22 protein-coding genes are annotated in these 21,530 nt (G+C 59.8%); 12 read left to right on the forward strand and 10 right to left on the reverse strand.

The window, feature by feature from the left end:
• Nucleotides 1-249 precede the first annotated feature (249 nt).
• Nucleotides 250-609: a DUF6124 family protein gene (locus RMV17_RS05125; RefSeq protein WP_038357705.1), complete on the forward strand. Its 360-nt coding sequence runs from the start codon at nt 250-252 to the stop codon at nt 607-609.
• 260 nt (nt 610-869) lie between these two features.
• On the opposite strand, the gene nagE is transcribed toward RMV17_RS05125, so the two are convergent.
• The 7 genes from nagE to RMV17_RS05160 form a co-directional block, all read right to left on the reverse strand.
• Entirely contained in the window at nt 870-2,582 is a 1,713-nt protein-coding gene (gene nagE, locus RMV17_RS05130) for an N-acetylglucosamine-specific PTS transporter subunit IIBC (protein ID WP_311885938.1), read from the reverse strand.
• A 23-nt stretch (nt 2,583-2,605) separates the two neighbouring features.
• A complete protein-coding gene (gene ptsP / locus RMV17_RS05135; RefSeq protein WP_311885939.1) occupies nt 2,606-5,119 on the reverse strand; it encodes a phosphoenolpyruvate--protein phosphotransferase in 2,514 nt (837 codons plus the stop codon).
• A 136-nt stretch (nt 5,120-5,255) separates the two neighbouring features.
• Nucleotides 5,256-6,278, reverse strand: coding sequence for an SIS domain-containing protein (locus RMV17_RS05140; protein WP_311885940.1), 1,023 nt, complete (start codon nt 6,276-6,278; stop codon nt 5,256-5,258).
• A complete protein-coding gene (nagA, locus tag RMV17_RS05145; protein WP_311885941.1) occupies nt 6,259-7,365 on the reverse strand; it encodes an N-acetylglucosamine-6-phosphate deacetylase in 1,107 nt (368 codons plus the stop codon). Before nagA ends, RMV17_RS05140 begins: the two co-directional genes overlap by 20 nt.
• A 23-nt stretch (nt 7,366-7,388) precedes the next feature.
• Nucleotides 7,389-8,120: a GntR family transcriptional regulator gene (locus RMV17_RS05150; RefSeq protein ID WP_034154812.1), complete on the reverse strand. Its 732-nt coding sequence runs from the start codon at nt 8,118-8,120 to the stop codon at nt 7,389-7,391.
• A gap of 283 nt (nt 8,121-8,403) precedes the next feature.
• Nucleotides 8,404-8,919 carry a murein L,D-transpeptidase family protein gene (locus RMV17_RS05155; RefSeq protein WP_160056083.1) on the reverse strand — a complete coding sequence of 172 codons (516 nt, stop codon included), beginning with the start codon at nt 8,917-8,919 and terminating at the stop codon, nt 8,404-8,406.
• A 74-nt stretch (nt 8,920-8,993) separates the two neighbouring features.
• A complete protein-coding gene (locus tag RMV17_RS05160) occupies nt 8,994-9,548 on the reverse strand; it encodes an NUDIX hydrolase (protein ID WP_311885942.1) in 555 nt (184 codons plus the stop codon).
• A gap of 147 nt (nt 9,549-9,695) precedes the next feature.
• Here RMV17_RS05160 and RMV17_RS05165 point away from each other — a divergent pair, with 147 nt between their 5' ends.
• The 5 genes from RMV17_RS05165 (at nt 9,696) to purT (ending at nt 13,159) form a co-directional block, all read left to right on the forward strand.
• Nucleotides 9,696-10,295: a CoA pyrophosphatase gene (locus tag RMV17_RS05165; RefSeq protein ID WP_034154815.1), complete on the forward strand. Its 600-nt coding sequence runs from the start codon at nt 9,696-9,698 to the stop codon at nt 10,293-10,295.
• A 47-nt stretch (nt 10,296-10,342) separates the two neighbouring features.
• Nucleotides 10,343-10,867: a gamma carbonic anhydrase family protein gene (locus RMV17_RS05170; RefSeq protein ID WP_034154816.1), complete on the forward strand. Its 525-nt coding sequence runs from the start codon at nt 10,343-10,345 to the stop codon at nt 10,865-10,867.
• Complete coding sequence (locus RMV17_RS05175) at nt 10,864-11,073, forward strand: DUF1289 domain-containing protein (RefSeq protein ID WP_034154817.1); 210 nt, start codon at nt 10,864-10,866, stop codon at nt 11,071-11,073. The genes RMV17_RS05170 and RMV17_RS05175 overlap by 4 nt, the downstream gene beginning before the upstream one ends.
• 336 nt (nt 11,074-11,409) lie before the next feature.
• A complete protein-coding gene (locus RMV17_RS05180) occupies nt 11,410-11,877 on the forward strand; it encodes a VUT family protein (protein ID WP_034154819.1) in 468 nt (155 codons plus the stop codon).
• 100 nt (nt 11,878-11,977) lie between these two features.
• Nucleotides 11,978-13,159: a formate-dependent phosphoribosylglycinamide formyltransferase gene (gene purT / locus RMV17_RS05185; protein WP_311885943.1), complete on the forward strand. Its 1,182-nt coding sequence runs from the start codon at nt 11,978-11,980 to the stop codon at nt 13,157-13,159.
• Nucleotides 13,160-13,279: 120 nt separating this feature from the next.
• On the opposite strand, the gene RMV17_RS05190 is transcribed toward purT, so the two are convergent.
• From RMV17_RS05190 to RMV17_RS05200, 3 genes are all read right to left on the reverse strand, one after another.
• Nucleotides 13,280-14,596, reverse strand: coding sequence for an MFS transporter (locus tag RMV17_RS05190; RefSeq protein ID WP_034154821.1), 1,317 nt, complete (start codon nt 14,594-14,596; stop codon nt 13,280-13,282).
• Nucleotides 14,597-14,901: 305 nt separating this feature from the next.
• Nucleotides 14,902-16,143, reverse strand: coding sequence for a transporter associated domain-containing protein (locus RMV17_RS05195; RefSeq protein WP_311885944.1), 1,242 nt, complete (start codon nt 16,141-16,143; stop codon nt 14,902-14,904).
• A 12-nt stretch (nt 16,144-16,155) separates the two neighbouring features.
• On the reverse strand, nt 16,156-16,968 hold the full coding sequence (locus RMV17_RS05200) for an inner membrane protein YpjD (protein WP_034154823.1): 813 nt from the start codon (nt 16,966-16,968) through the stop codon (nt 16,156-16,158).
• Between the two features lie 210 nt (nt 16,969-17,178).
• On the opposite strand from RMV17_RS05200, the gene ffh reads away from it, so the two are divergent.
• The 6 genes from ffh to RMV17_RS05230 all read left to right on the forward strand — a co-directional run bounded on the left by ffh (nt 17,179) and on the right by RMV17_RS05230 (nt 21,415).
• On the forward strand, nt 17,179-18,555 hold the full coding sequence (gene ffh, locus RMV17_RS05205; protein WP_008081630.1) for a signal recognition particle protein: 1,377 nt from the start codon (nt 17,179-17,181) through the stop codon (nt 18,553-18,555).
• Between the two features lie 410 nt (nt 18,556-18,965).
• A complete protein-coding gene (gene rpsP, locus RMV17_RS05210) occupies nt 18,966-19,217 on the forward strand; it encodes a 30S ribosomal protein S16 (protein WP_016986371.1) in 252 nt (83 codons plus the stop codon).
• A gap of 5 nt (nt 19,218-19,222) precedes the next feature.
• Entirely contained in the window at nt 19,223-19,759 is a 537-nt protein-coding gene (gene rimM / locus RMV17_RS05215; RefSeq protein WP_034154824.1) for a ribosome maturation factor RimM, read from the forward strand.
• Nucleotides 19,760-19,803: 44 nt separating this feature from the next.
• Entirely contained in the window at nt 19,804-20,514 is a 711-nt protein-coding gene (trmD, locus tag RMV17_RS05220; protein ID WP_230669539.1) for a tRNA (guanosine(37)-N1)-methyltransferase TrmD, read from the forward strand.
• A 45-nt stretch (nt 20,515-20,559) separates the two neighbouring features.
• The gene (gene rplS, locus RMV17_RS05225; protein WP_003175895.1) at nt 20,560-20,910 is read left to right on the forward strand and encodes a 50S ribosomal protein L19; all 351 of its coding nucleotides are present in this window, start codon (nt 20,560-20,562) and stop codon (nt 20,908-20,910) included.
• Nucleotides 20,911-21,001: 91 nt separating this feature from the next.
• The gene (locus RMV17_RS05230) at nt 21,002-21,415 is read left to right on the forward strand and encodes an acyl-CoA thioesterase (RefSeq protein ID WP_311885945.1); all 414 of its coding nucleotides are present in this window, start codon (nt 21,002-21,004) and stop codon (nt 21,413-21,415) included.
• The last annotated feature ends 115 nt before the right edge of the window (nt 21,416-21,530 follow it).

The following is a 21,530-nucleotide window of genomic DNA, read 5'->3' on the forward strand; positions in this document are numbered from 1 at the left end:
TTGGCTGTCACCGCAAATCGGTGATCGGGTGTGAGAACCCGGTAAGAGGTTTTAATCAAACGTCAGTAGCACCATAATCGCCGCCAGCTCATTTGCTGCCGGTGATGTTCTATGGCGGCTGTGTGCGGGCGGACTTCGGTTCGGCCGGGTTGATCTCTTACCGGTTTCTCACTCCGCACATAGCTGCCACCTCTTCGTCGCGTGAGAAACGACCAGTGATGGCTCAATCATTGATTAGAGATCATTGCAATGACTAAGCCCGTACCCGATCCACCCGAAACCAAAACCCCACTCGAAGAAACCCTCCGCGCCGAAGACCAGGCCCGAAACCGCGAAGCCATCAAACGCGCCCTCGACTTCTACCTGTGCCCCGAACCCGCAAAGCCCCGCCGACCGAGCACCATGTTCATGGTCTGCCCAGAGGTCGACACCGAAAGTCTGCTCGCTCATGCCTGCGAATCGTTAGCCTCGGCAAGCGCTGCTACCAGCAACTTTGCCAATGAGCTAACCGGCCTGCAGCGCAGCACCGCGCTAGGTATCCAGCAAATCATCATGCTCGCCGAACTCGCGGTAAACCGGGCGCTGGATCGAGTCGATCCACAAACCTGACGATCGCGTCATCGTTCATCGCCAGCAGGCTGGTTCCCGCAAGGTTGTGCACAGTTTTGAGAACAGTGAAGAACCTGTGGGAGCCTGGCTTGCCAGCGATGACGGCCTGAAAGCCGACCTGATTCTTCGGATAGATAGCTTCCCTGTAGGAGCTGTCGAGTGAAACGAGGCTGCGATCTTTTGCTCTTGCTTATGATTGTAAAAAAGCAAAATCAAAAGATCGCAGCCTGCGGCAGCTCCTACAGGGGTGATGTGTGGGGTCAGACTTTGGCGCTGACCTCGCTGCGGTTGACCAGCGCTTCCAACGCCCCACTCAAACTCGCCGCCTTGTCGCCTATCAGCAAATGCCAGACCCCGCCATCCAACTGGCTGACGCCCTGACACCCGAGCTCTTTCAACTGCGCCTCGGACAACGCCTTGCCATCCGCCAATTGCAGACGAATCCGCGTCATCGCGATGCAATCCAGTTGCAGCACATTGTCGCCACCGCCCAACGCGTTCAGCCATTGCTGCGCCTCGGAACCGGCAACGGCCATAACTTTCGGCTCATCAACAACAGTGGTTTCAACCAAAACAGCACGCCCCAATGCAGGCATCGCCAGACGAATCTCATCGGCAATGCTGTCTGCCATCGGCCCGACCACAACCTGCAAACTCCCACCTTTACCCGGTCGCACAACCGCCATCGCACCCAACGCTTTCAGATCCGCATCCGAAGCCTTGTTGCGATCAACCATCTCCAGTCGCAACCGCGTGGTGCAGGCACCGACGGTGAGCAAGTTCTCTGCTCCGCCCAACGCCTTGATGTAGGCACTGGCGCGCTCGTTCTCAGTCAACACGGCTTTTTCACTGACAGCGACGTCCTCACGCCCCGGCGTCTTCAAATTGAAACGACGAATACAGAAATCAAACACCGCGTAATAAACCACGGCGTAAGCCAGCCCGACCGGAATCACCAGCCAGCCATTGGTCGAGCGCCCCCAACCCAGCACCATGTCGATGAAGCCGCCGGAGAAGGTGAAACCGAGGTGAATGTTCAGCGCATTGGTAATCGCCATCGACAATCCAGTCAGTAGCGCATGCAGCAGATACAACAACGGTGCCAAAAACATGAAGGCGAATTCAATCGGCTCGGTCACCCCGGTCAGAAACGAAGTCAGCGCCATCGACAGAAAGATCCCGCCCATCACCTTGCGGCGTTCCGGCAGGGCATTGCGATACATCGCCAGACACGCCGCCGGCAGGCCGAAGATCATCATCGGGAACATGCCGGTCATGAACTGGCCACCCTTCGGATCGCCAGCGAAGTAGCGCGACAGATCGCCGGTCACCAGTGCGCCCGTGGTTGGGTCGGTGAAGTTGCCGAAGACGAACCACGCCATGTTGTTGAGGATGTGGTGCAGGCCGGTGACGATCAGCAGTCGGTTGAACACGCCGAACACGAACGCACCGAGGCTGCCGCTCTCCATCATCAGCGCACCGAACGCGTTGATGCCGTGCTGGATCGGCGGCCAGATGTAGCCGAACACCACGCCCAGACCGACTGCCGCAAACCCGGTGACAATCGGCACAAAGCGTCGCCCACCAAAGAACGCCAGATACTCCGGCAGCTTGATGTCCTTGAAGCGGTTGTACAGCGCGCCGGCCATCAGGCCGCTGACGATCCCGGCGAGCATGCCCATGTTGATGCTCGCATCGAGCACCTTCAGCGTGGAGATCATTACCAGATAACCGATCACCCCGGCGAGGCCGGCGGTGCCGTTGTTGTCCTTGGCGAAACCGACGGCGATGCCGATGGCGAAGATCATTGCCAGGTTGGCGAAGATAACCTGGCCGGCGTCGTGAATGATCGCGATGTTCAGCAGGTCGGTGTCGCCCAGGCGCAGCAGCAGGCCGGCAATCGGCAGGATCGCGATCGGCAGCATCAGCGCGCGGCCGAGGCGTTGCAGGCCTTCGATGAAGAGTTGGTACATGGCGTTTGTCCTTGTTGTTTTTGTTAGCGCAGAGGCCAATGTTGATGACAGGCGTGGCGCACGGCGGCGGCGCTGCTTAGCTTGAGCAGGTCGCGGCTGAGGCGCTGGCATTCGGCTTCGTGCACCTGGCGCACGCGATCCTTGATTTCACCGATCTGCACCGGGCTGACCGACAGTTCGGTAACGCCCAGGCCAATCAACACTGGCGTCGCCAGCGGATCGGAGGCGAGGGCACCGCAGACGCCGACCCAGCGCTTGTGCACCGCCGCGCCTTCGCAGGTCATGGCGATCAGGCGCAGCAGCGCCGGGTGCAAGGCGTCGACGCGGGCGGCCAGACCGGCGTGGTCGCGGTCCATGGCCAAGGTGTATTGCGACAGATCGTTGGTGCCGATCGAAAGGAAGTCGGCGTGTTCAGCGAGTTGTTCGGCTTGCAGCGCTGCGGCAGGGACTTCGATCATCACACCAATTTCCGGGCGTTGGCTGATACCGAGTTCCAGACACAGCGCATCGACGCGTTGGCGGATGTGCAGCAGCTCATCCACTTCGGTGACCATCGGCAACAGGATCCGGCAACGACGCAACGGGCTGACTTGCAGCAGCGCGCGCAATTGTTGATCGAGAATTTCCGGGCGGGCCTGAGCCAGACGAATGCCGCGCAGACCGAGCACCGGATTGGCTTCGACCGGCAGGGGCAGGTAATCGAGTTGCTTGTCGCCGCCGACATCGATGGTGCGGATGATTACCGACTTGTCACCCATCGCATCGATCACTGCCTGGTAAGCGCTGCGCTGTTCTTCGACGTCCGGAGCGGTCTGGCGATCGACGAACAAAAACTCGGTTCGCAGCAGGCCGACGCCATCGGCACCATTGGCAAAGGCATCTGCCGCTTCACCGCTGGAGGCGACATTGGCGACCACGTCGATGTGCACGCCATTTCGCGTCTCGGCCGGCAAGTGAGCGTTGGCCTGCTGCGCGTCGCGACGTTGCTGGCGCTCGATTTGCGCTTGTTGCACTTCGGCCATACGTTCAGCGTTGGGCGCTAGTTCGAGACGGCCGCCATCGGCGTCGAGTACCACCGATTGCCCTTGCGGTTGATCAAGCAGCGCCGAGCCCAGCGCCACCATGCACGGCAGACCTTTACCGCGAGCGAGGATCGCCACGTGCGACGTCGCGCCACCCTCGGCCATGCACAACCCGGCGACACCTTGGGCGCTGAGTTGCAGCAAATCCGAAGGCGTCAGTTCATGCGCCGCGACGATGGCGCCAGCGGGCACATCGTAATGCCAGGCCTCGCCGAGCAATGCGCGCAGCACCCGTTGCTTGAGGTCGCGCAGATCATTGGCGCGTTCGGCCAAGAGTGCGCTGCCGGTGTGTTGCAGCACTTCACACTGCACATCGATCGATTGGCTCCAGGCGTGAGTCGCCGCAGTGCCTTGTTCGATGGATTGCTGTGCCGCGTCGAGCAGCGCCGGGTCTTCAAGCAACGCCAGATGCGCGGCGAAGATTGCTTCTTCATCGGCATTTTTGTGCTTTTTCGCTTGGGCGAGGGTGCCGTCGATTTCACTACGCACCTGAATCAGCGCAGCTTCAAGCACCTGCTGTTGTTGCAGCGGATCGTGATTGCCCGTATCCACCGGCAAATTGATCGCGTTCAAGCGGAACAGCGGACCACCGACGAATCCTGGCGCGGCACACACCCCGTGCAGCACACCCGCTTCGGCCGGGCGTTTGAGAGGCGCAACACTTGCCGGTGCCGCCGCGTGATGATCTTCCGGCAACGCCGTAGCCAGCGCCGTGAGCAACGCTTGCAGCGCCGCCTCGGCATCCGGCCCCTGACAGCTGACCTGCACTTCATCCTGCTCGCCAACCGCCAGGCCCATCAAACCGATCAGGCTGTTGCACGGCGCCGATTTACCGGCGAAGTGCAGTTGCGACTGGCTCTTGAAACCTTGCGCGGTCTGCCGAATCAGTGCCGCCGGGCGCGCATGCAAACCACCGCGATGAGCCACCAACACCTGACCATGAACCTCTGGCCCGCCGACCTGCGCAACATTCGCCGCCACGCTGTTGCGCGCAACAATGTGCAACAACGGCTCGCCAACCTTCACCGCTTTCAGCGTGATCGGGCGTACCTGAAAATCCTGGCTATTGGTCAGGATCAACAGGCTGACGAGGCTCTTGCACTGTTGGCCGACCTTGTCCAGGTCGTAGCGCAACAACGGCTGACCCTTGGTCACGCGGCCACCTTCCTTGACCAGCATCGAGAAGCCTTCGCCGTTCAACTCAACGGTGTCGAGCCCAAGGTGCAGGAGGATTTCCGCGCCATTATCTGCGCGCACGGTCAGTGCGTGGGCGGTGCGCGCGACGTGAATGATCACCCCGGCGCACGGCGAGTACAGGGTGTCGTTGATCGGGTCGATGGCAATGCCGTCACCCATGGCGCCGCTGGCGAACACCGCGTCCGGGACTTTGGCGAGCGTGAGCACCGGGCCGCTGAGCGGGGCGCTGAGGGTCAGCTCTTTATTGTTGTTGTGCATGGCTCGGTCTCATCGGTTAAATCTCGGTTCGATGTCCCCTGTAGGAGCTGCCGAAGGCTGCGATCTTTTGATCTTGTTTTTTTGGATCAAAATCAAAAGATCGCAGCCTTCGGCAGCTCCTACAGGTTTGCTTCAATTAGTGCGTTCGGGTCACTTTGCTCAGGTGGCGCGGCTGATCCGGGTCCATGCCACGGGCCACGGCCAAACCGGCGGACATCACGTAGAAACTCTGGATCGCCAGAATCGGATCGAGCGCCGGATGTTCGGCGCGGGTCAGGGTCAGGTCGCGTTCGGCAATGTCATCCGGCGCGGCCAGCAAGACGCGGGCGCCGCGTTGACGCATTTCCGCCGCCAGGCTCAACAAACCTGCCTGCTCGGCACCGCGCGGGGCGAAGACCAGCAACGGATAGTGTTCGTCGATCAGCGCCATCGGGCCGTGACGGACTTCGGCGCTGCTGAATGCTTCGGCCTGAATGGCCGAGGTTTCCTTGAATTTCAGCGCCGCTTCTTGAGCGATGGCGAAACCGGCACCGCGACCGATGACCATCAAACGCTCGCAATCGCGCAGGGCTTCGATGGCCACGCTCCAGTCCTGTTTGGCTGCTTCGCGCAGGCCTTCAGGCAGCGCGTTGCCGGCTTCGAGCAATTCGCTGTCTTCTTTCCAGTGCGCGATCAAACGGGCGCTGGCGCTGAGGGTGGCGATAAAACTTTTGGTCGCGGCGACGCTGCTTTCCGTTCCGGCGAGTAGCGGCAGGCTGAATTCACACGCGGCTTCCAATGGCGAGTCGGCAGCGTTGACCATCGATACGCTCAACGCGCCACGCTTGCGCAACAGACGCAGGCTGTTCACTAGATCCGGACTCTGCCCCGACTGGGAAAAGGCGAAAGCGACCTGACCGCTGACCTTCAACGGCGCCTGCTGCATGGTCACCACCGACATCGGCAACGACGCCACGGGCACACCGAGTTGCTGCATGGTCAGGTAGGCGAAATAGCTCGCCGCGTGGTCGGAGCTGCCGCGCGCGACGGTCATCGCCACTTGCGGTGGCTGCCGGCGCAGGCGCCCGGCGATCTCGATCATTTGCGGGTCGAGCTGTTGCAGTTGGGCTTGCACGGCCTCGAACGAGGACAGCGCCTCTTCAAGCATTTTTGAAGTCAATGTCTTCTCCTTCGACCATGACGGCGGTCAGTGTGAGTGAGCGATCCAGCCGCACGCAGTCGGCCCAGGCACCTGGTTGCAGGCGCCCGCGTTCGGTGATGCCGAGGTAATCGGCGGGAAATTGCGACAGCCGCTGCGAGGCCTCGGCGATCGGCAAACCGATCTTCACCAGATTGCGCAGGGCCTGATCCATGGTCAGCGTGCTGCCGGCCAACGTGCCGTCAGGCAGGCGCACGCCGCCCAGGCACTTGGTCACGGTGTGGCTGCCAAGCTTGTATTCACCGTCGGGCATGCCGGCGGCAGCGGTCGAATCGGTCACGCAATACAGGCACGGGATCGAGCGCAGGGCCACGCGAATGGCGCCGGGATGCACATGCAGCAAGTCGGGAATCAGCTCGGCGAATTTGGCGTGGGCCAATGCGGCGCCAACGATGCCCGGCTCGCGGTGATGCAGCGGGCTCATGGCGTTGTAAAGGTGGGTGAAACTGGTCGCGCCGGCCTCCATTGCAGCAACGCCTTCCTCGTAGCTGCCGAGGGTGTGGCCGATCTGCATGCGGATGCCACGGCTGCTCAGCTCACGAATCAAACCGTCATGACCGGCGATTTCCGGGGCGATGGTGATCACCCGAATCGGTGCCAGTGCCAGATATTCTTCGACCTCGGCCATCAGCGCGGTGTGGGCGAAGTTCGGTTGCGCGCCGAGTTTTCCCGGGTTGATGTACGGACCTTCGAGGTGTACGCCGAGGACTCGCGCGGCACCTCTCGGACGCTGTTCGCAGAATTCTCCGACCTCTTTCAGGACGCTGGAAATCTCGGCGCTCGGCGCGGTCATGGTGGTGGCTAGCAGCGAGGTGGTGCCGAAACGCACGTGGGTTCTGGTGATGGTTTCGAAGGCGCTGGCGCCTTCCATGATGTCTTTGCCACCGCCGCCGTGAACGTGCAGATCGATGAAGCCCGGCAGCAGGTACGGCAGGTCATTGTCTGCCGGATCGCAAGGCACGCCTTCGATCGACACGACTTTGCCGTGTTCGTGGACCAGCCGGCCGCGAATCCAGCCGCTGGCGGTGAGGATGTTGTCTTTGGACATTTTGGTTCTCGCTTTGGGCCGTTTTAGCGGCGCAGCTCTGCAACAAAGTCGTAGTAGTCGTTGCGGCAATAGGTGTCGGTGACTTCGATTGGCGTGTTGTCTTCCAGATAGCCGACCCGGGTCATCAGCAGCATGGCGGTGCCGGGGGCGATGCCGACCAGTGCGGCAAACTCGTCCGAGGCGTTGATCGCCTGGATGTGCTGCAAGGCGCGGACGATCGGTTTGCCGATGCCGTCGAGGTATTCGTAGAGCGAATCGCCGACCAATTGCGGTTTGGGCATGATCGAGGCGGGCAAAGTGCTCATCTCGATGGCCATCACCGTGTCATCGGCTTTGCGCAGACGCTTCATGCGCGCGACCTTGTCGTTCGGCGACAGGCTCAGACGGATCAGTTCTTCATGAGTCGGCAAGGTGATTTCGCGTTCCAGCCATTGCGAGCTGGGTACAAAACCCTTGAGGCGGAGCATTTCGCTGAAGCCCGAGAGGCGCGACAGCGGCTGTTCAAGGCGTGGGGTGATGAAGGTGCCGGAGCCTTGCAGGCGGCGGATCAAGCCTTGGTCGAGGAGGACTTCCAGCGCCTTGCGCGCAGTCACCCGGGAAATGCCCAGTTGCTCGCAGAGGTTGCGTTCCGAGGGCATCGCCTGCTCGGACTTCCACTGCCCGGCATGAATCGCTGCTTCCAGATTGCGCGCCAGTTGCAGGTACAGCGGCGTCGGCTGGGAGTCGTCTGGGCGTAGGGCCTGAAAGTCGTTCATGTAGGTCATTTCCGACGCGAGTATAGGATTGTTGTGGCTCGCTTGTGGGGCGGAAATTAATACCACTTGAATACCATGTCAACGCAGGCAATGGGCGGTTAATCCAATGAAATGGCGGGTTTTAGAGGGGTTGGTTTGAAGTGGTATTAAAGGTGGGCTGTAAAAAGCAAAAGATCGCAGCCTGCGGCAGCTCCTACAGTTGAGAGTGGTATCACCCTTGTAGGCGCTGCCGCAGGCTGCGATCTTTTGATTTATTTTTTTGCGGGTGACCAGCGGTCGCTGGTTAAGGGCGGATTTCGACCATCGTGCCGTCCGGCACCAGGCTCCATACTTCGCGCATATCGACGTTGCGCATGGCGACGCAGCCGTCAGTCCAGTCGAGGGTGTGGAACAGGTCTTCCGGGGTTTCTTCCGAATCCGGCGTGCCGTGGATCATGATCATCCCGCCGGGTTCGACGCCTTCACGCCGGGCGCGGGCCGAATCGCTGATGTTCGGGTAGGAAATGTGCATCGACAGGTTGAATTTGTCGCTGGTCTTGCGCCAGTCGATCCAATAGAAACCTTCCGGCGTACGTTTGTCGCCTTCAATCAGTTTCGGACCTTTCTTCGCACCTTTGCCCAAGGAAATGCGATAGGTCTTCAGCGGCTTGCCGTCGGCGATCAACTGCAGTTGATGAGCCGATTTGAGTACCAGGACTTTCTCGATAAGCGGGGTATTCGCAGGCGTCACGGTGGTCACGAATGACGCTTGGGAGACGGTAACGAACGACAGGCAGAACAGGGCAAGCAACCAGCGCATTGAAACGATTCCCCAAGGAGTGAAGCAAACAGGTTTTGTGTAGGAGCTGCCGCAGGCTGCGATCTTTTGATCTTCTAACCGACAATCACCGGCTGCATCAACGGCGGAATCGATTCCGAACGAACCGGATACACCTCAACACGCCGATCAGCGAAGAAGCATTCTAAGGTACGCCCCACTGTGCGGAAAGCCAGCTCGTCCCAGGGAATGTCGGCTTCGTCGAATAGTTGCACTTCGAGGCTCTCGGGGCCGGCGGAAAAGTCCAGATCAACCAGTTCGGCGCGAAAGAACACATGCACCTGACTGATGTGCGGCACGTCGATCAATGTGTAGATGCTCAGGTTGCGCACCCGGGCGCAGGCTTCCTCGGCGGTTTCGCGCACGGCGGCCTGTTCGATGGTCTCGCCGTTCTCCATGAAGCCCGCAGGCAACGTCCAGTAACCGAGGCGCGGCTCGATGGCGCGACGGCAGAGCAACACTTTGGTGCCCCAGGTCGGCACGCAGCCGGCGACAATATTGGGGTTCTGATAGTGAATGGTCTGACAGCTGTCACAGACAAATCGCAGCCGCGAATCGCCTTCGGGAATGCGCTGGGTGACCGGGTTACCGCAGTGGCTGCAAAATTTCATGCTGGGCTTCCTGAATGCTGCGCCTATCTTGGCGTGCAGCGGTGCCGGTCGGCAAGTTGTCGTTTCGCGACACGACGGGTTTCGGGGGCTTGGGCGCTCGCAATGATTGGTGCATGATGCAGGGTAAGGCACTGATCGAGAACACTCATGCTGGATGAGCTACTGCATAGGGTTAGCAACCACACACCGCGCACGCTGGAGACCGACACACGTTTCCCCGAGGCCGCCGTTCTGGTGCCGATCACTCGCAGTGACGAGCCGGAACTGGTGCTGACCTTGCGCGCCAGCGGGCTCTCGACCCACGGCGGCGAAGTCGCCTTCCCCGGTGGTCGCCGCGATCCGGAAGACCCGGATCTGATCTTTACCGCGCTGCGAGAGGCCGAGGAAGAAATCGGTCTGCCGCCCGGACTGGTCGAAGTCATCGGCCCGCTCAGCCCGCTGATTTCCCTGCACGGCATCAAGGTCACGCCTTATGTCGGCGTCATCCCCGATTTTGTCGAATACCGCGCCAACGATGCCGAGATTGCGGCAGTCTTCAGCGTACCCCTGGAATTCTTCCGCAAAGACCCCCGCGAACACACCCATCGTATCGACTATCAAGGCCGCAGCTGGTATGTGCCGAGTTATCGATTTGGTGAATACAAGATCTGGGGACTGACGGCGATCATGATCGTAGAGTTGATCAACCTGCTCTATGACGCGAAAATCAGCCTGCATGAACCACCGAAAAGCTTTATTAACACCTGAGCCATCGTTCGAATGGCCATCACACCGTTAGCCCTGAGGAAAACAAGATGAAATACCGCTTGGGCGACGCCCGTGTCGAGACCCATCCACAGAGCTGGGTGGCCCCCAATGCCGTGCTGGTGGGCAAGGTCAAACTGGAAGAGGGCGCCAACGTCTGGTTCAACGCCGTGCTGCGCGGCGACAACGAACTGATCCTGATCGGCAAAAACAGCAACGTCCAGGATGGCACGGTGATGCACACCGACATGGGCTTTCCGCTGACCATCGGTACCGGCGTGACCATCGGCCATAACGCCATGCTGCATGGTTGCACCGTTGGCGATTACAGCCTGATCGGTATCAACGCGGTGATTCTCAACGGCGCAAAGATTGGCAAGAACTGCATCATCGGCGCCAACTCGCTGATCGGCGAAGGCAAGGAAATTCCCGATGGTTCACTGGTGATGGGCTCTCCGGGCAAGGTCGTGCGTGAGCTGACCGAGCCGCAGAAGAAGATGCTTGAGGCCAGCGCCGCCCACTATGTGCATAACTCGCAGCGTTATGCGCGCGATCTGGTTGAGCAAGAAGAATGACGACCGTCGAAAGACCTGTCGCCTCGCCGTGCGTGAATATTTGTGCACTGGATGAGGAGGATATTTGTACTGGCTGCCAGCGTACGGTCGAGGAGATTACCCGCTGGGGCCGCATGACCAATGACGAGCGGCGGGTGGTGCTGGGGTTGTGTCATGAGCGGGCGAAGGCGAGTGGGTTGGTGTGGATGATCCCTTCGAAATCGTGAGCGGCTTGGGATAGCCCTCACCCTAACCCTCCCGAAACGTCGGACCGCCCAGAGGGAGAGGGGACTGACCGAGGTGTCTTACGCTATACGCCGACCTGACATACCGAGTCGAACTCAGGTTTCGAAAAGCCCCCCGATCTGCTCCCTTTCCCCTCGCCTGAAGGACAGGGATTGTTCGAGCTTCACCTATCTGCGTTATCGAGTCGAGCTCGGATTGGAATCCAGCGAAGATGGGCTCCCTTTCCCCCTCGCCCCTCGGGGAGAGGGCTGGGGTGAGGGGGTGGCTCTTGATCTGCGGGTCCAGTAATCTGTGCGCCAATCTGCCAGGTCGCCTCCATGATTTTCCTCATCGCCTACATCAGCAGCGTCGTGCTGATCAACTTCGCCTTTTCCACCGCGCCACACCTGGACATCATCTGGTCGGCCTGGGGCGGCCTGGTTTTCGTGTTGCGCGATATGGTGCAAACCCGCTTCGGCCACGGTGCGATCGTCGCGATGCTGGCGGCGCTGGTGCTGTCTTACGTCACGTCCGATCCGTCTATCGCACTGGCCAGCGCCACGGCGTTCGCGGTCTCCGAGTGCATCGACTGGCTGGTGTTCAGCATCACCAAACGGCCATTGCGCGACCGCTTGTGGATCAGTTCGGCGCTGAGCATTCCCCTCGATACGTTCATCTTCTTCGGCATGATCGACCTGCTGACGCCGCCCGTGCTCATCACCGCCCTGGCCTCGAAGTTTGCCGGTGTCACCGCCGTCTGGCTGATCATGGCTTGGCGCGAGCGCAAACAGGCCGTCGCCGGCTGAAGCCAAAACCTCAGGTTCATGTAAAATGCCGCGCTTTCTCCCCATGGAAAGCGCGTCTGGCGTTGCTTTCCTCGATGATCCGCTTCTTTGAGGACCTGAGATGACCCGTATCGGAACTCCATCGTCGCCAACCGCGACCCGCGTATTACTGTGTGGCTGTGGTGAGTTGGGCAAGGAAGTGGTGATCGAGCTGCAACGCCTGGGCGTTGAAGTGATTGCCGTCGATCGCTACGCCAATGCGCCAGCCATGCAGGTTGCCCATCGCAGTCACGTGATCAATATGCTCGACGGCGCCGCCCTGCGTGCCGTGATCGAAGCCGAGAAGCCGCATTTCATCGTGCCGGAAATCGAAGCCATCGCCACCGCTACCCTGGTCGAACTGGAAGCCGAAGGCTTCACCGTGATCCCTACAGCGCGCGCGGCGCAACTGACCATGAACCGCGAAGGCATCCGTCGTCTGGCCGCTGAAGAGCTGGACCTGCCGACCTCGCCGTACCACTTTGCCGACACCTTCGAGGACTACAGCAAAGCCGTTGAAGACCTGGGTTTCCCATGCGTGGTCAAACCGGTGATGAGTTCCTCGGGCAAAGGCCAGAGCCTGCTGCGCAGCGTCGATGACGTGCAGAAAGCCTGGGACTACGCGCAAGAGGGCGGTCGTGCCGGCAAGGGTCGGGTGATCATCGAAGGCTTCATCGATTTCGATTACGAAATCACCTTGCTGACTGTGCGCCACATTGGCGGCACCACGTTCTGCGCGCCGGTCGGTCACCGTCAGGAGAAGGGCGACTATCAGGAATCCTGGCAGCCTCAGGCCATGAGCCCGATTGCCCTGGCTGAATCCGAGCGCGTTGCCAAAGCGGTGACTGAAGCGTTGGGTGGCCGTGGTCTGTTCGGCGTTGAGCTGTTCATCAAAGGTGATCAGGTGTGGTTCAGCGAAGTCTCGCCACGTCCGCATGACACCGGTCTGGTGACCTTGATTTCACAGGATCTGTCGCAGTTCGCCCTGCACGCTCGCGCGATTCTGGGCCTGCCGGTGCCGCTAATTCGTCAGTTCGGGCCTTCGGCTTCGGCGGTGATTCTGGTGGAAGGGCAGTCGACTCAGACCGCGTTCGCCAATCTGGGGGCTGCGTTGAGCGAGCCGGACACGGCGTTGCGTCTGTTTGGTAAGCCAGAGGTAAATGGTCAGCGCCGCATGGGTGTGGCGCTGGCGCGGGATGAGTCGATCGAGGCCGCTCGTGCCAAGGCGACCCGTGCTGCTCAGGCTGTTGTCGTAGAGCTGTAAACCGAGTCGCGGCTTTCGCGAGCAGGCTCGCTCCCACATGGGATTGGGTGAACACAGAATCTGTGACCAACCCCAAAACCCTGTGGGAGCGAGCTTGCTCGCGAAGCTTTTGATTTTCTGTCAGGCAACCTGATTCAGATCGTTTCCACGCGTTTCCTTCAGACACAGCACCGCAATCAAACTCAGCACCGCCGCCGCCGACACATACCCGCCGACATAACTCAAACCACCCATCGCTACCAGTTTTTGCGCAAAGAACGGCGCCGCCGAGGCTCCGACAATGCCGCCCAGGTTATACGCCGCCGAAGCGCCGGTATAACGCACATGGGTCGGAAACAGCTCAGGCAACAGCGCGCCCATCGGCGCAAACGTCACGCCCATCAAGAACAATTCGATGCACAAGAACAGCGCCACGCCCCAGGTCGAACCTTGAGTCAGCAGCGGTTCCATCAGAAAACCCGACAGAATCGCCAACACACCGCCGATGATCAGCACCGGTTTGCGCCCGTAACGGTCGCTGGCCCAAGCGGACAACGGTGTAGCGGCCGCCATGAACAGCACTGCAAAACACAGCAGCCCGAGGAACGTCTCACGGCTATAGCCGAGTGTGGAAACCCCGTAACTCAGGGAGAACACCGTCGAGATATAGAACAGCGCATAGCACACCACCATCGCCGCCGCGCCCAGCAACGTCGGTGCCCAATACTGGCTGAACAGCTCGACCAGCGGCACTTTTACTCGCTCCTGACGAGCGATGGCGTTGGCGAACACCGGGGTTTCATGCAGTTTCAGGCGCACATACAGGCCAACCATCACCAGCGCCGCGCTGAGCAGAAACGGAATGCGCCAGCCCCAGCTGCGGAACTGCTCGTCATCGAGGGTCATGGCCAGCGTCAGGAACAAACCGTTGGCCGCGAGAAAACCAATCGAAGGCCCGAGCTGCGGGAACATGCCAAACCACGCACGTTTGCCTTTCGGCGCATTTTCCGTGGCCAGCAGGGCGGCACCGCCCCATTCGCCACCCAATCCCAAGCCCTGACCGAAGCGCAGCACACATAACAGAATCGGCGCCCAGGCCCCGATGGTGGCGTAACCCGGCAGCACGCCAATCAGCGTCGTACACACGCCCATCAACAGCAGCGAGGCCACCAGCGTCGATTTGCGCCCGATGCGGTCACCGAAGTGGCCGAACAGCGCCGAGCCCAAGGGTCGTGCGAGGAAGGCAATGCCGAAGGTAAGAAACGCCGACAACATTTGCGCGGTGCCGGAGGTTTGCGGAAAGAACACCGGCCCGATCACCAGAGCGGCAGCGGTGGCGTAAACGTAGAAATCGTAGAACTCGATCGCGGTGCCGATAAAACTCGCCGTGGCCACGCGCGTGGCGGAGTTGGTCGGTTGGGCAGGCGCGGTTTCGCTGTAAGCGGTACTGGTCGTCATGCGGTGATCCCTGACAGTCATGAGCTCCGTTGGAGCGAATTATTATGGTCGAACACCCAGGGATGTGGGATGAGGCGCGGTCGCTGTTTCAGGTAGGAACAGTCGCCGGATTGCAGATGAAATGGCCGAAACCTGTCGGGTGCGGGGTAAGCACGAGGTTCGGCGGCGCTTGGGTAAGCGGATTCGATTATAGGAAGGGGGCTAACGATTGAACAAGAGCAAAAAGATCGCAGCCTGCGGCAGCTCCTACATGGGAACGCATTTCAAATGTAGGAGCTGCCGCAGGCTGCGATCTTTTGATCTTTCTATCGGGCAGGCACCAAAGCAGGCACAGAAGAGGTATGCCAAATCAGCACTTTGCTAACCCGGTTCTCTTCAGTTTCAAGAATCTCCAGGCGATAACGCCCGATCTTCAAGCAAACCGCGCTCTCGGGAATCGTCTCCAGCGCCTCAGTCACCAGACCATTCAGCGTTTTCGGACCATCGCTCGGCAAGTGCCAGCCCAAACACTTGTTCAGTTCACGGATCGACGCTGCTCCATCGATCACCATTCGCCCATCCGCCTGCGGATGAATATGCGGATTATCCAGGCTGTGCTCGCTCTCGAACTCGCCGACGATTTCTTCGAGAATGTCTTCCAGCGTCACGATGCCGAGCACTTCGCCGTACTCATCCACGACCATGCCCAAGCGCCGTTGCTGCTTGTGGAAGTTCAGCAACTGCAGTTGCAGTGGCGTGCTTTCCGGCACGAAGTACGGTTCGTAACTGGCGGCCAGCAGCGCTTCGCGAGTCAGATCACCGTTGTTCAGCAGATGCCGGATCTGCCGGGTGTTGAGCACCGCTTCAACCTGATTGATGTCGCTATGGAACACCGGCAGGCGTGTGCGCTTGTTATGCCGCAGTTGTTCGATGATTTCTTCGATCGAGTCGTCGAGGTTGATGCCATCGACGTCACTGCGCGGCACCAGAATGTCGTTGACCGTGATGTTGTCCAGCGCATGAATGCCTGAGACCGGGTGCGCGCGCACTGGATGCTCTGGATCGTCGTAGCGATCGGCGGGCGAGTCATCTTCGCTTTGCTGCACGACCTGAACTTTGCGAGCAAACGGGCTCATCAGCAAACCGCTGATACGGCTGAACAGCCAGGCAAACGGATAAACAATCTTCAGCGGCGCGGCCAGCAAGGTATTGCCGAACGCCAGCACCGCATCGGGGTAACGCTGGGCGACGGTACGCGGGAAGTAATCGGCAAACACCAGCAGGATCGCACCCGCACCGAGGCATGCCGCCCACGGGCCGTTTTCTTCGCAGAGAAAAATCGCCAGCAGCGTCGCAATCACCACGGCGAGCGCACGGCACAAGGTGTTGCAGAGGATCAGACTGTCGAGCGGGAAGCTCAGCTTCGCCAGCGGCTTATCGCTGGCGCGCGAGGCGGTGCGTTGCGCGAGCAGGTGCTGTTGCGCGATTTCGACGGCGGTAAACAGCCCTGACCATAAAATCAGCAGGACAAATACCGCGAGCATCGGCCCTAAGGGCAAACCGTCCATTTATGCCGCCCGTCAGATGTGCAGGATGTATTCACGAACCAGTTTGCTGCCGAAATACGCCAACATCAGCAGACAGAAACCGGCGAGGGTCCAGCGAATCGCCTTGTGACCGCGCCAGCCGAGACGGTTGCGGCCCCACAGCAATACGCTGAAGACGATCCAGGCCAGGCACGCCAGCAAGGTCTTGTGCACCAGATGCTGGGCGAACAGGTTCTCGACGAACAGCCAGCCGGAAATCAGCGACAGCGACAGCAGCGTCCAGCCGGCCCAGAGAAAACCGAACAGCAGGCTTTCCATGGTTTGCAGCGGCGGGAAATTCTTGATCAGCCCGGACGGGTGCTTGTGTTTGAGTTGGTGGTCTTGCACCAGCAGCAACAAGGCCTGGAACACCGCGATGGTGAACATGCCGTAGGCGAGGATCGACAATAGAATGTGGGCGAGGATGCCCGGCTCTTCATCGATGATCTGCACGGTGCCGGTCGGCGCGAACTGCGCCAGCAGCACGGTGATCGCGCCCAGCGGGAACAGCAGCACCAGCAGGTTTTCCACCGGAATGCGCGAGCAGGCGATCAAGGTCAGGGCGATCACCGCCGCCGCGATCAGGCTCGAGGCGCTGAAGAAGTCCAGGCCCAGACCGATCGGGGTCAGTAGATGCGTGAGCAGGCTGGCGGCGTGGGCCACCACCGCGAGCGCGCCGAGGCTGACCAGCAGGCGCTTGTTCGCCTTGGCGCCGGTGGCCAGGCGGGTGCTCTGATAAAGGGTCGCAGCGGCATACAGAAGGGCGGCGGCGAGGGTGGTCAATAAACTGGGTGACAAGGGGAGCATAAATCCTGTTAGGCAGGCCCGAAAGGGGCTGAGTTTGGCATAGAACCGCCATGGCACGAAAGACTCAGGAAGCTTACAGCGAGGTGTCCGCCAGCCGCAGTCTTCGCTATAATCCGCGACCTGCCCACGCCGCAGGCTCGCCGAGCACATGTTGATTCCGGTCTGGGCCGCCATTATCCCGGTCTACACAGGGCCTGAAAGGATCGCGCAATGTTTGAAAACTTAACCGACCGTCTCTCGCAGACGCTGCGCCATGTCACTGGCAAGGCGAAGCTGACCGAGGACAACATCAAAGACACCCTGCGTGAAGTGCGCATGGCGTTGCTCGAAGCCGACGTCGCCCTGCCGGTGGTCAAGGACTTCGTCAATTCGGTCAAGGAGCGCGCTGTCGGCACCGAGGTGTCGCGCAGTCTGACGCCGGGCCAGGCGTTCGTGAAGATCGTCCAGGCCGAACTCGAAAGCCTGATGGGCGCGGCCAACGAAGATTTGAACCTGAGCGCTGTGCCGCCCGCCGTGATTCTGATGGCCGGTCTGCAGGGCGCCGGTAAAACCACCACCGCTGGCAAACTGGCGCGCTTCCTTAAAGAGCGCAAGAAGAAGTCGGTCATGGTCGTGTCGGCGGACGTTTACCGCCCGGCCGCTATTAAACAGCTGGAAACCCTGGCCAACGACATCGGCGTGACGTTCTTCCCGTCCGACCTGAGCCAGAAGCCGGTCGACATCGCCACCGCAGCTATTAAAGAAGCCAAGCTGAAATTCATCGACGTGGTCATCGTCGATACCGCCGGTCGTCTGCACATCGACGAAGAGATGATGGGCGAGATCAAGGCGCTGCACGCCGCGATCAACCCGGTCGAAACCCTGTTCGTGGTCGACGCCATGACCGGTCAGGACGCGGCCAACACAGCCAAGGCCTTCGGTGATGCGCTGCCGCTGACCGGTGTGATCCTGACCAAGGTCGACGGCGACGCCCGTGGCGGTGCCGCCCTGTCGGTACGCGCCATCACCGGCAAGCCGATCAAGTTCATCGGTATGGGCGAGAAGAGCGAAGCGCTCGATCCGTTCCACCCTGAGCGTATCGCTTCGCGGATTCTCGGCATGGGCGACGTGCTCAGCCTGATCGAACAGGCTGAAGCGACCCTCGACAAGGACAAGGCCGACAAACTGGCCAAGAAGCTGAAGAAGGGCAAGGGCTTCGACCTCGAAGACTTCCGCGATCAGCTGCAACAAATGAAGAACATGGGCGGTCTCGGCGGCCTCATGGACAAACTGCCGAGCATCGGCGGCGTCAACCTGTCGCAAATGGGCAATGCCCAGAATGCCGCAGAGAAACAATTCAAACAGATGGAAGCCATCATCAATTCCATGACCCCGGCCGAGCGTCGCGACCCTGAGCTGATCAGCGGTTCGCGCAAACGTCGGATCGCCATGGGTTCCGGCACTCAGGTGCAGGACATCGGTCGCTTGATCAAGCAGCACAAGCAGATGCAGAAGATGATGAAGAAATTCACCGCCAAAGGCGGAATGGCGAAAATGATGCGCGGCATGGGCGGTATGTTGCCCGGCGGCGGCATGCCGAAAATGTAAGGTGTCCCGTCTCACCCATTCTGCTCACTTATGGCGGCGTCTGATGCCCTCATGCTGCGTTGCCGCTCCTCGCCATAGCGGGCTATGACTCGTCGCGGCGCCTTGCTTGAGGGCATCAGTCACTCGCCAAAAGTGAGCGAAATGGGTGAGACGGGACACTAGAATCTCGCCGGTCGTCGCACCGGCGCAGACCCTGCAAGGACGCAGGATCAACAGCAAACCCGCACTCGGCGGGAGCTGACTGGCCGTTTTCATCGACGGCTCTATATGCAAATCTGCACGGCATGCCATAGGCGCCGGAAAAAGTCATTTGCAAAAGTCCGGATATTCCTTAGAATATGCGGCCTTTCGGGCACCCATGCCCGCTGTGCATTTAGATTTGCAGCACCGACTACAGGAACGATGTTCACATGCTAACAATCCGTCTTGCCCTTGGCGGCTCCAAAAAGCGCCCGTTTTACCACCTGACCGTAACCGACTCGCGTAACCCGCGTGACGGCTCCCACAAAGAACAGGTTGGTTTCTTCAACCCTGTTGCCCGTGGTCAGGAAACCCGTCTGTCCGTGAACCAAGAGCGCGTAGCCTACTGGCTGAGCGTTGGTGCACAACCTTCTGAGCGCGTTGCTCAGTTGTTGAAGGAATCTGCCAAGGCTGCGGCCTGAGCAATATGAACGCGACGCCTGCTGTTGCCGATGATTTGATCGTTATTGGCAAAATTTATTCTGTTCATGGCGTTCGCGGCGAAGTGAAGGTTTATTCCTTTACGGATCCGACTGAAAACCTGTTGCAGTACAAAACCTGGACGCTCAAGCGCGAAGGCAATGTGAAACAGGTCGAGCTGGTCAGTGGACGCGGGAGCGACAAGTTCCTGGTCGCGAAGCTCAAGGGTCTTGATGATCGTGAAGAAGCTCGTCTTCTGGCCGGTTATGAGATCTGCGTGCCGCGCAATCTGTTCGCTGAATTGACCGACGGTGAGTACTACTGGTACCAGCTGGAAGGTCTGAAGGTCATCGACACACTCGGGCAACTGCTCGGGAAAATCGATCATCTTCTGGAAACCGGCGCGAATGATGTAATGGTCGTCAAGCCTTGCGCTGGCAGCCTGGATGATCGCGAACGCCTGTTGCCCTATACGGAGCAATGCGTGTTGGCCGTCGACCTGGCCGCGGGCGAGATGAAGGTGGATTGGGACGCGGACTTCTAAACGTGGCTAACTTGCGCGTAGAAGTGATCAGTTTGTTTCCCGAGATGTTTTCCGCCATCGGCGACTACGGCATCACCAGTCGTGCGGTCAAACAGGGGCTCTTGCAGCTGACCTGTTGGAATCCGCGAGATTACACGACGGATCGGCATCACACTGTGGACGATCGCCCGTTTGGCGGTGGTCCGGGCATGGTGATGAAGATCAAGCCCCTGGAAGATGCTCTGGTTCAGGCCAAGGCAGCAGCCGGGGAGGCGGCGAAGGTGATTTACCTGTCCCCCCAAGGCCGTCAACTGACTCAGTCGGCGGTACGCGAGCTGGCACAATCGGATGCATTGATCCTGATTGCCGGCCGCTATGAAGGCATTGACGAGCGCTTTATTGAGGCTCATGTCGATGAAGAGTGGTCGATTGGCGACTATGTACTGTCTGGCGGTGAGCTGCCGGCCATGGTCCTGATCGATGCGGTTACACGACTGCTGCCTGGAGCTTTAGGGCATGCGGATTCCGCTGAGGAAGATTCCTTTACGGATGGTCTGCTGGATTGCCCGCACTACACCCGACCTGAGGTGTATGCGGATCAGCGTGTTCCCGACGTGTTGCTGAGTGGCAATCACGCGCATATCCGGCGTTGGCGTTTACAGCAGTCCCTTGGTAGGACCTTTGAACGACGCGCCGATCTTCTGGAAAGCCGCTCGCTTTCTGGAGAAGAGAAGAAGCTGCTCGAGGAATACATCCGCGAGCGGGACGATAGTTAACAACGTATCGATGGTAGATCGAACGATTTACCTTAGGAGCACAGCATGACCAACAAAATCATCCTTGCACTCGAAGCAGAGCAGATGACCAAAGAAATCCCTACCTTCGCCCCAGGCGACACTATTGTCGTTCAGGTGAAAGTGAAGGAAGGCGATCGTTCCCGTCTGCAAGCGTTCGAAGGCGTTGTAATCGCCAAGCGTAACCGCGGCGTGAACAGTGCGTTCACCGTTCGTAAAATCTCCAACGGTGTTGGCGTAGAGCGTACTTTCCAGACCTACTCCCCGCAGATCGACAGCATGGCTGTTAAACGTCGCGGTGACGTACGTAAAGCCAAGCTGTACTACCTGCGCGACCTGTCGGGTAAAGCAGCTCGCATCAAGGAAAAACTGGCTTAAGTCCAGCTTCCGATGCAGAAAAAAGCAGCCTACGGGCTGCTTTTTTGTTGCCTGCAATTTATTCACCGTACTTTCGTTTCAGGCCAGAACCATGACCACCCGCGACCAGGAAATCGAACGCCGCACCGAACTCTCGGTGACCCGCGTAACCAAAGCCGTCTTTCCGCCGACCACCAACCACCACAACACCCTGTTCGGCGGCACCGCGCTGGCGTGGATGGACGAAGTGTCCTTCATCACCGCCACGCGTTTCTGCCGCCTGCCGCTGGTAACCGTGTCCACCGACCGCATCGACTTCAATCATGCGATCCCGGCCGGTTCCATCGTCGAGTTGGTCGGGAAGGTGATCAAGGTCGGCAACACCAGCCTCAAGGTCGAGGTGGAAGTGTTTGTTGAAAGCATGAGCTGTGATAACCGCGAGAAGGCGATTCACGGGCAGTTCAGCTTTGTCGCCATTGATGATGACAAGCGACCGGTGCCGGTGCTGCCAGGGTTTGCGGCCTGATCTGATATCGAGTTGCGCCATTCGCGAGCAGGCTCGCTCCCACAGTGATCGGGGTGAACACAATATTTGTGTCCGGCACAGAACCTGTGGGAGCGAGCCTGCTCGCGAAGGCGTC

It is taken from the genome of Pseudomonas sp. VD-NE ins (assembly GCF_031882575.1).
In the GTDB taxonomy this organism is placed as follows: Bacteria; Pseudomonadota; Gammaproteobacteria; order Pseudomonadales; family Pseudomonadaceae; genus Aquipseudomonas; species Aquipseudomonas fluorescens_BZ.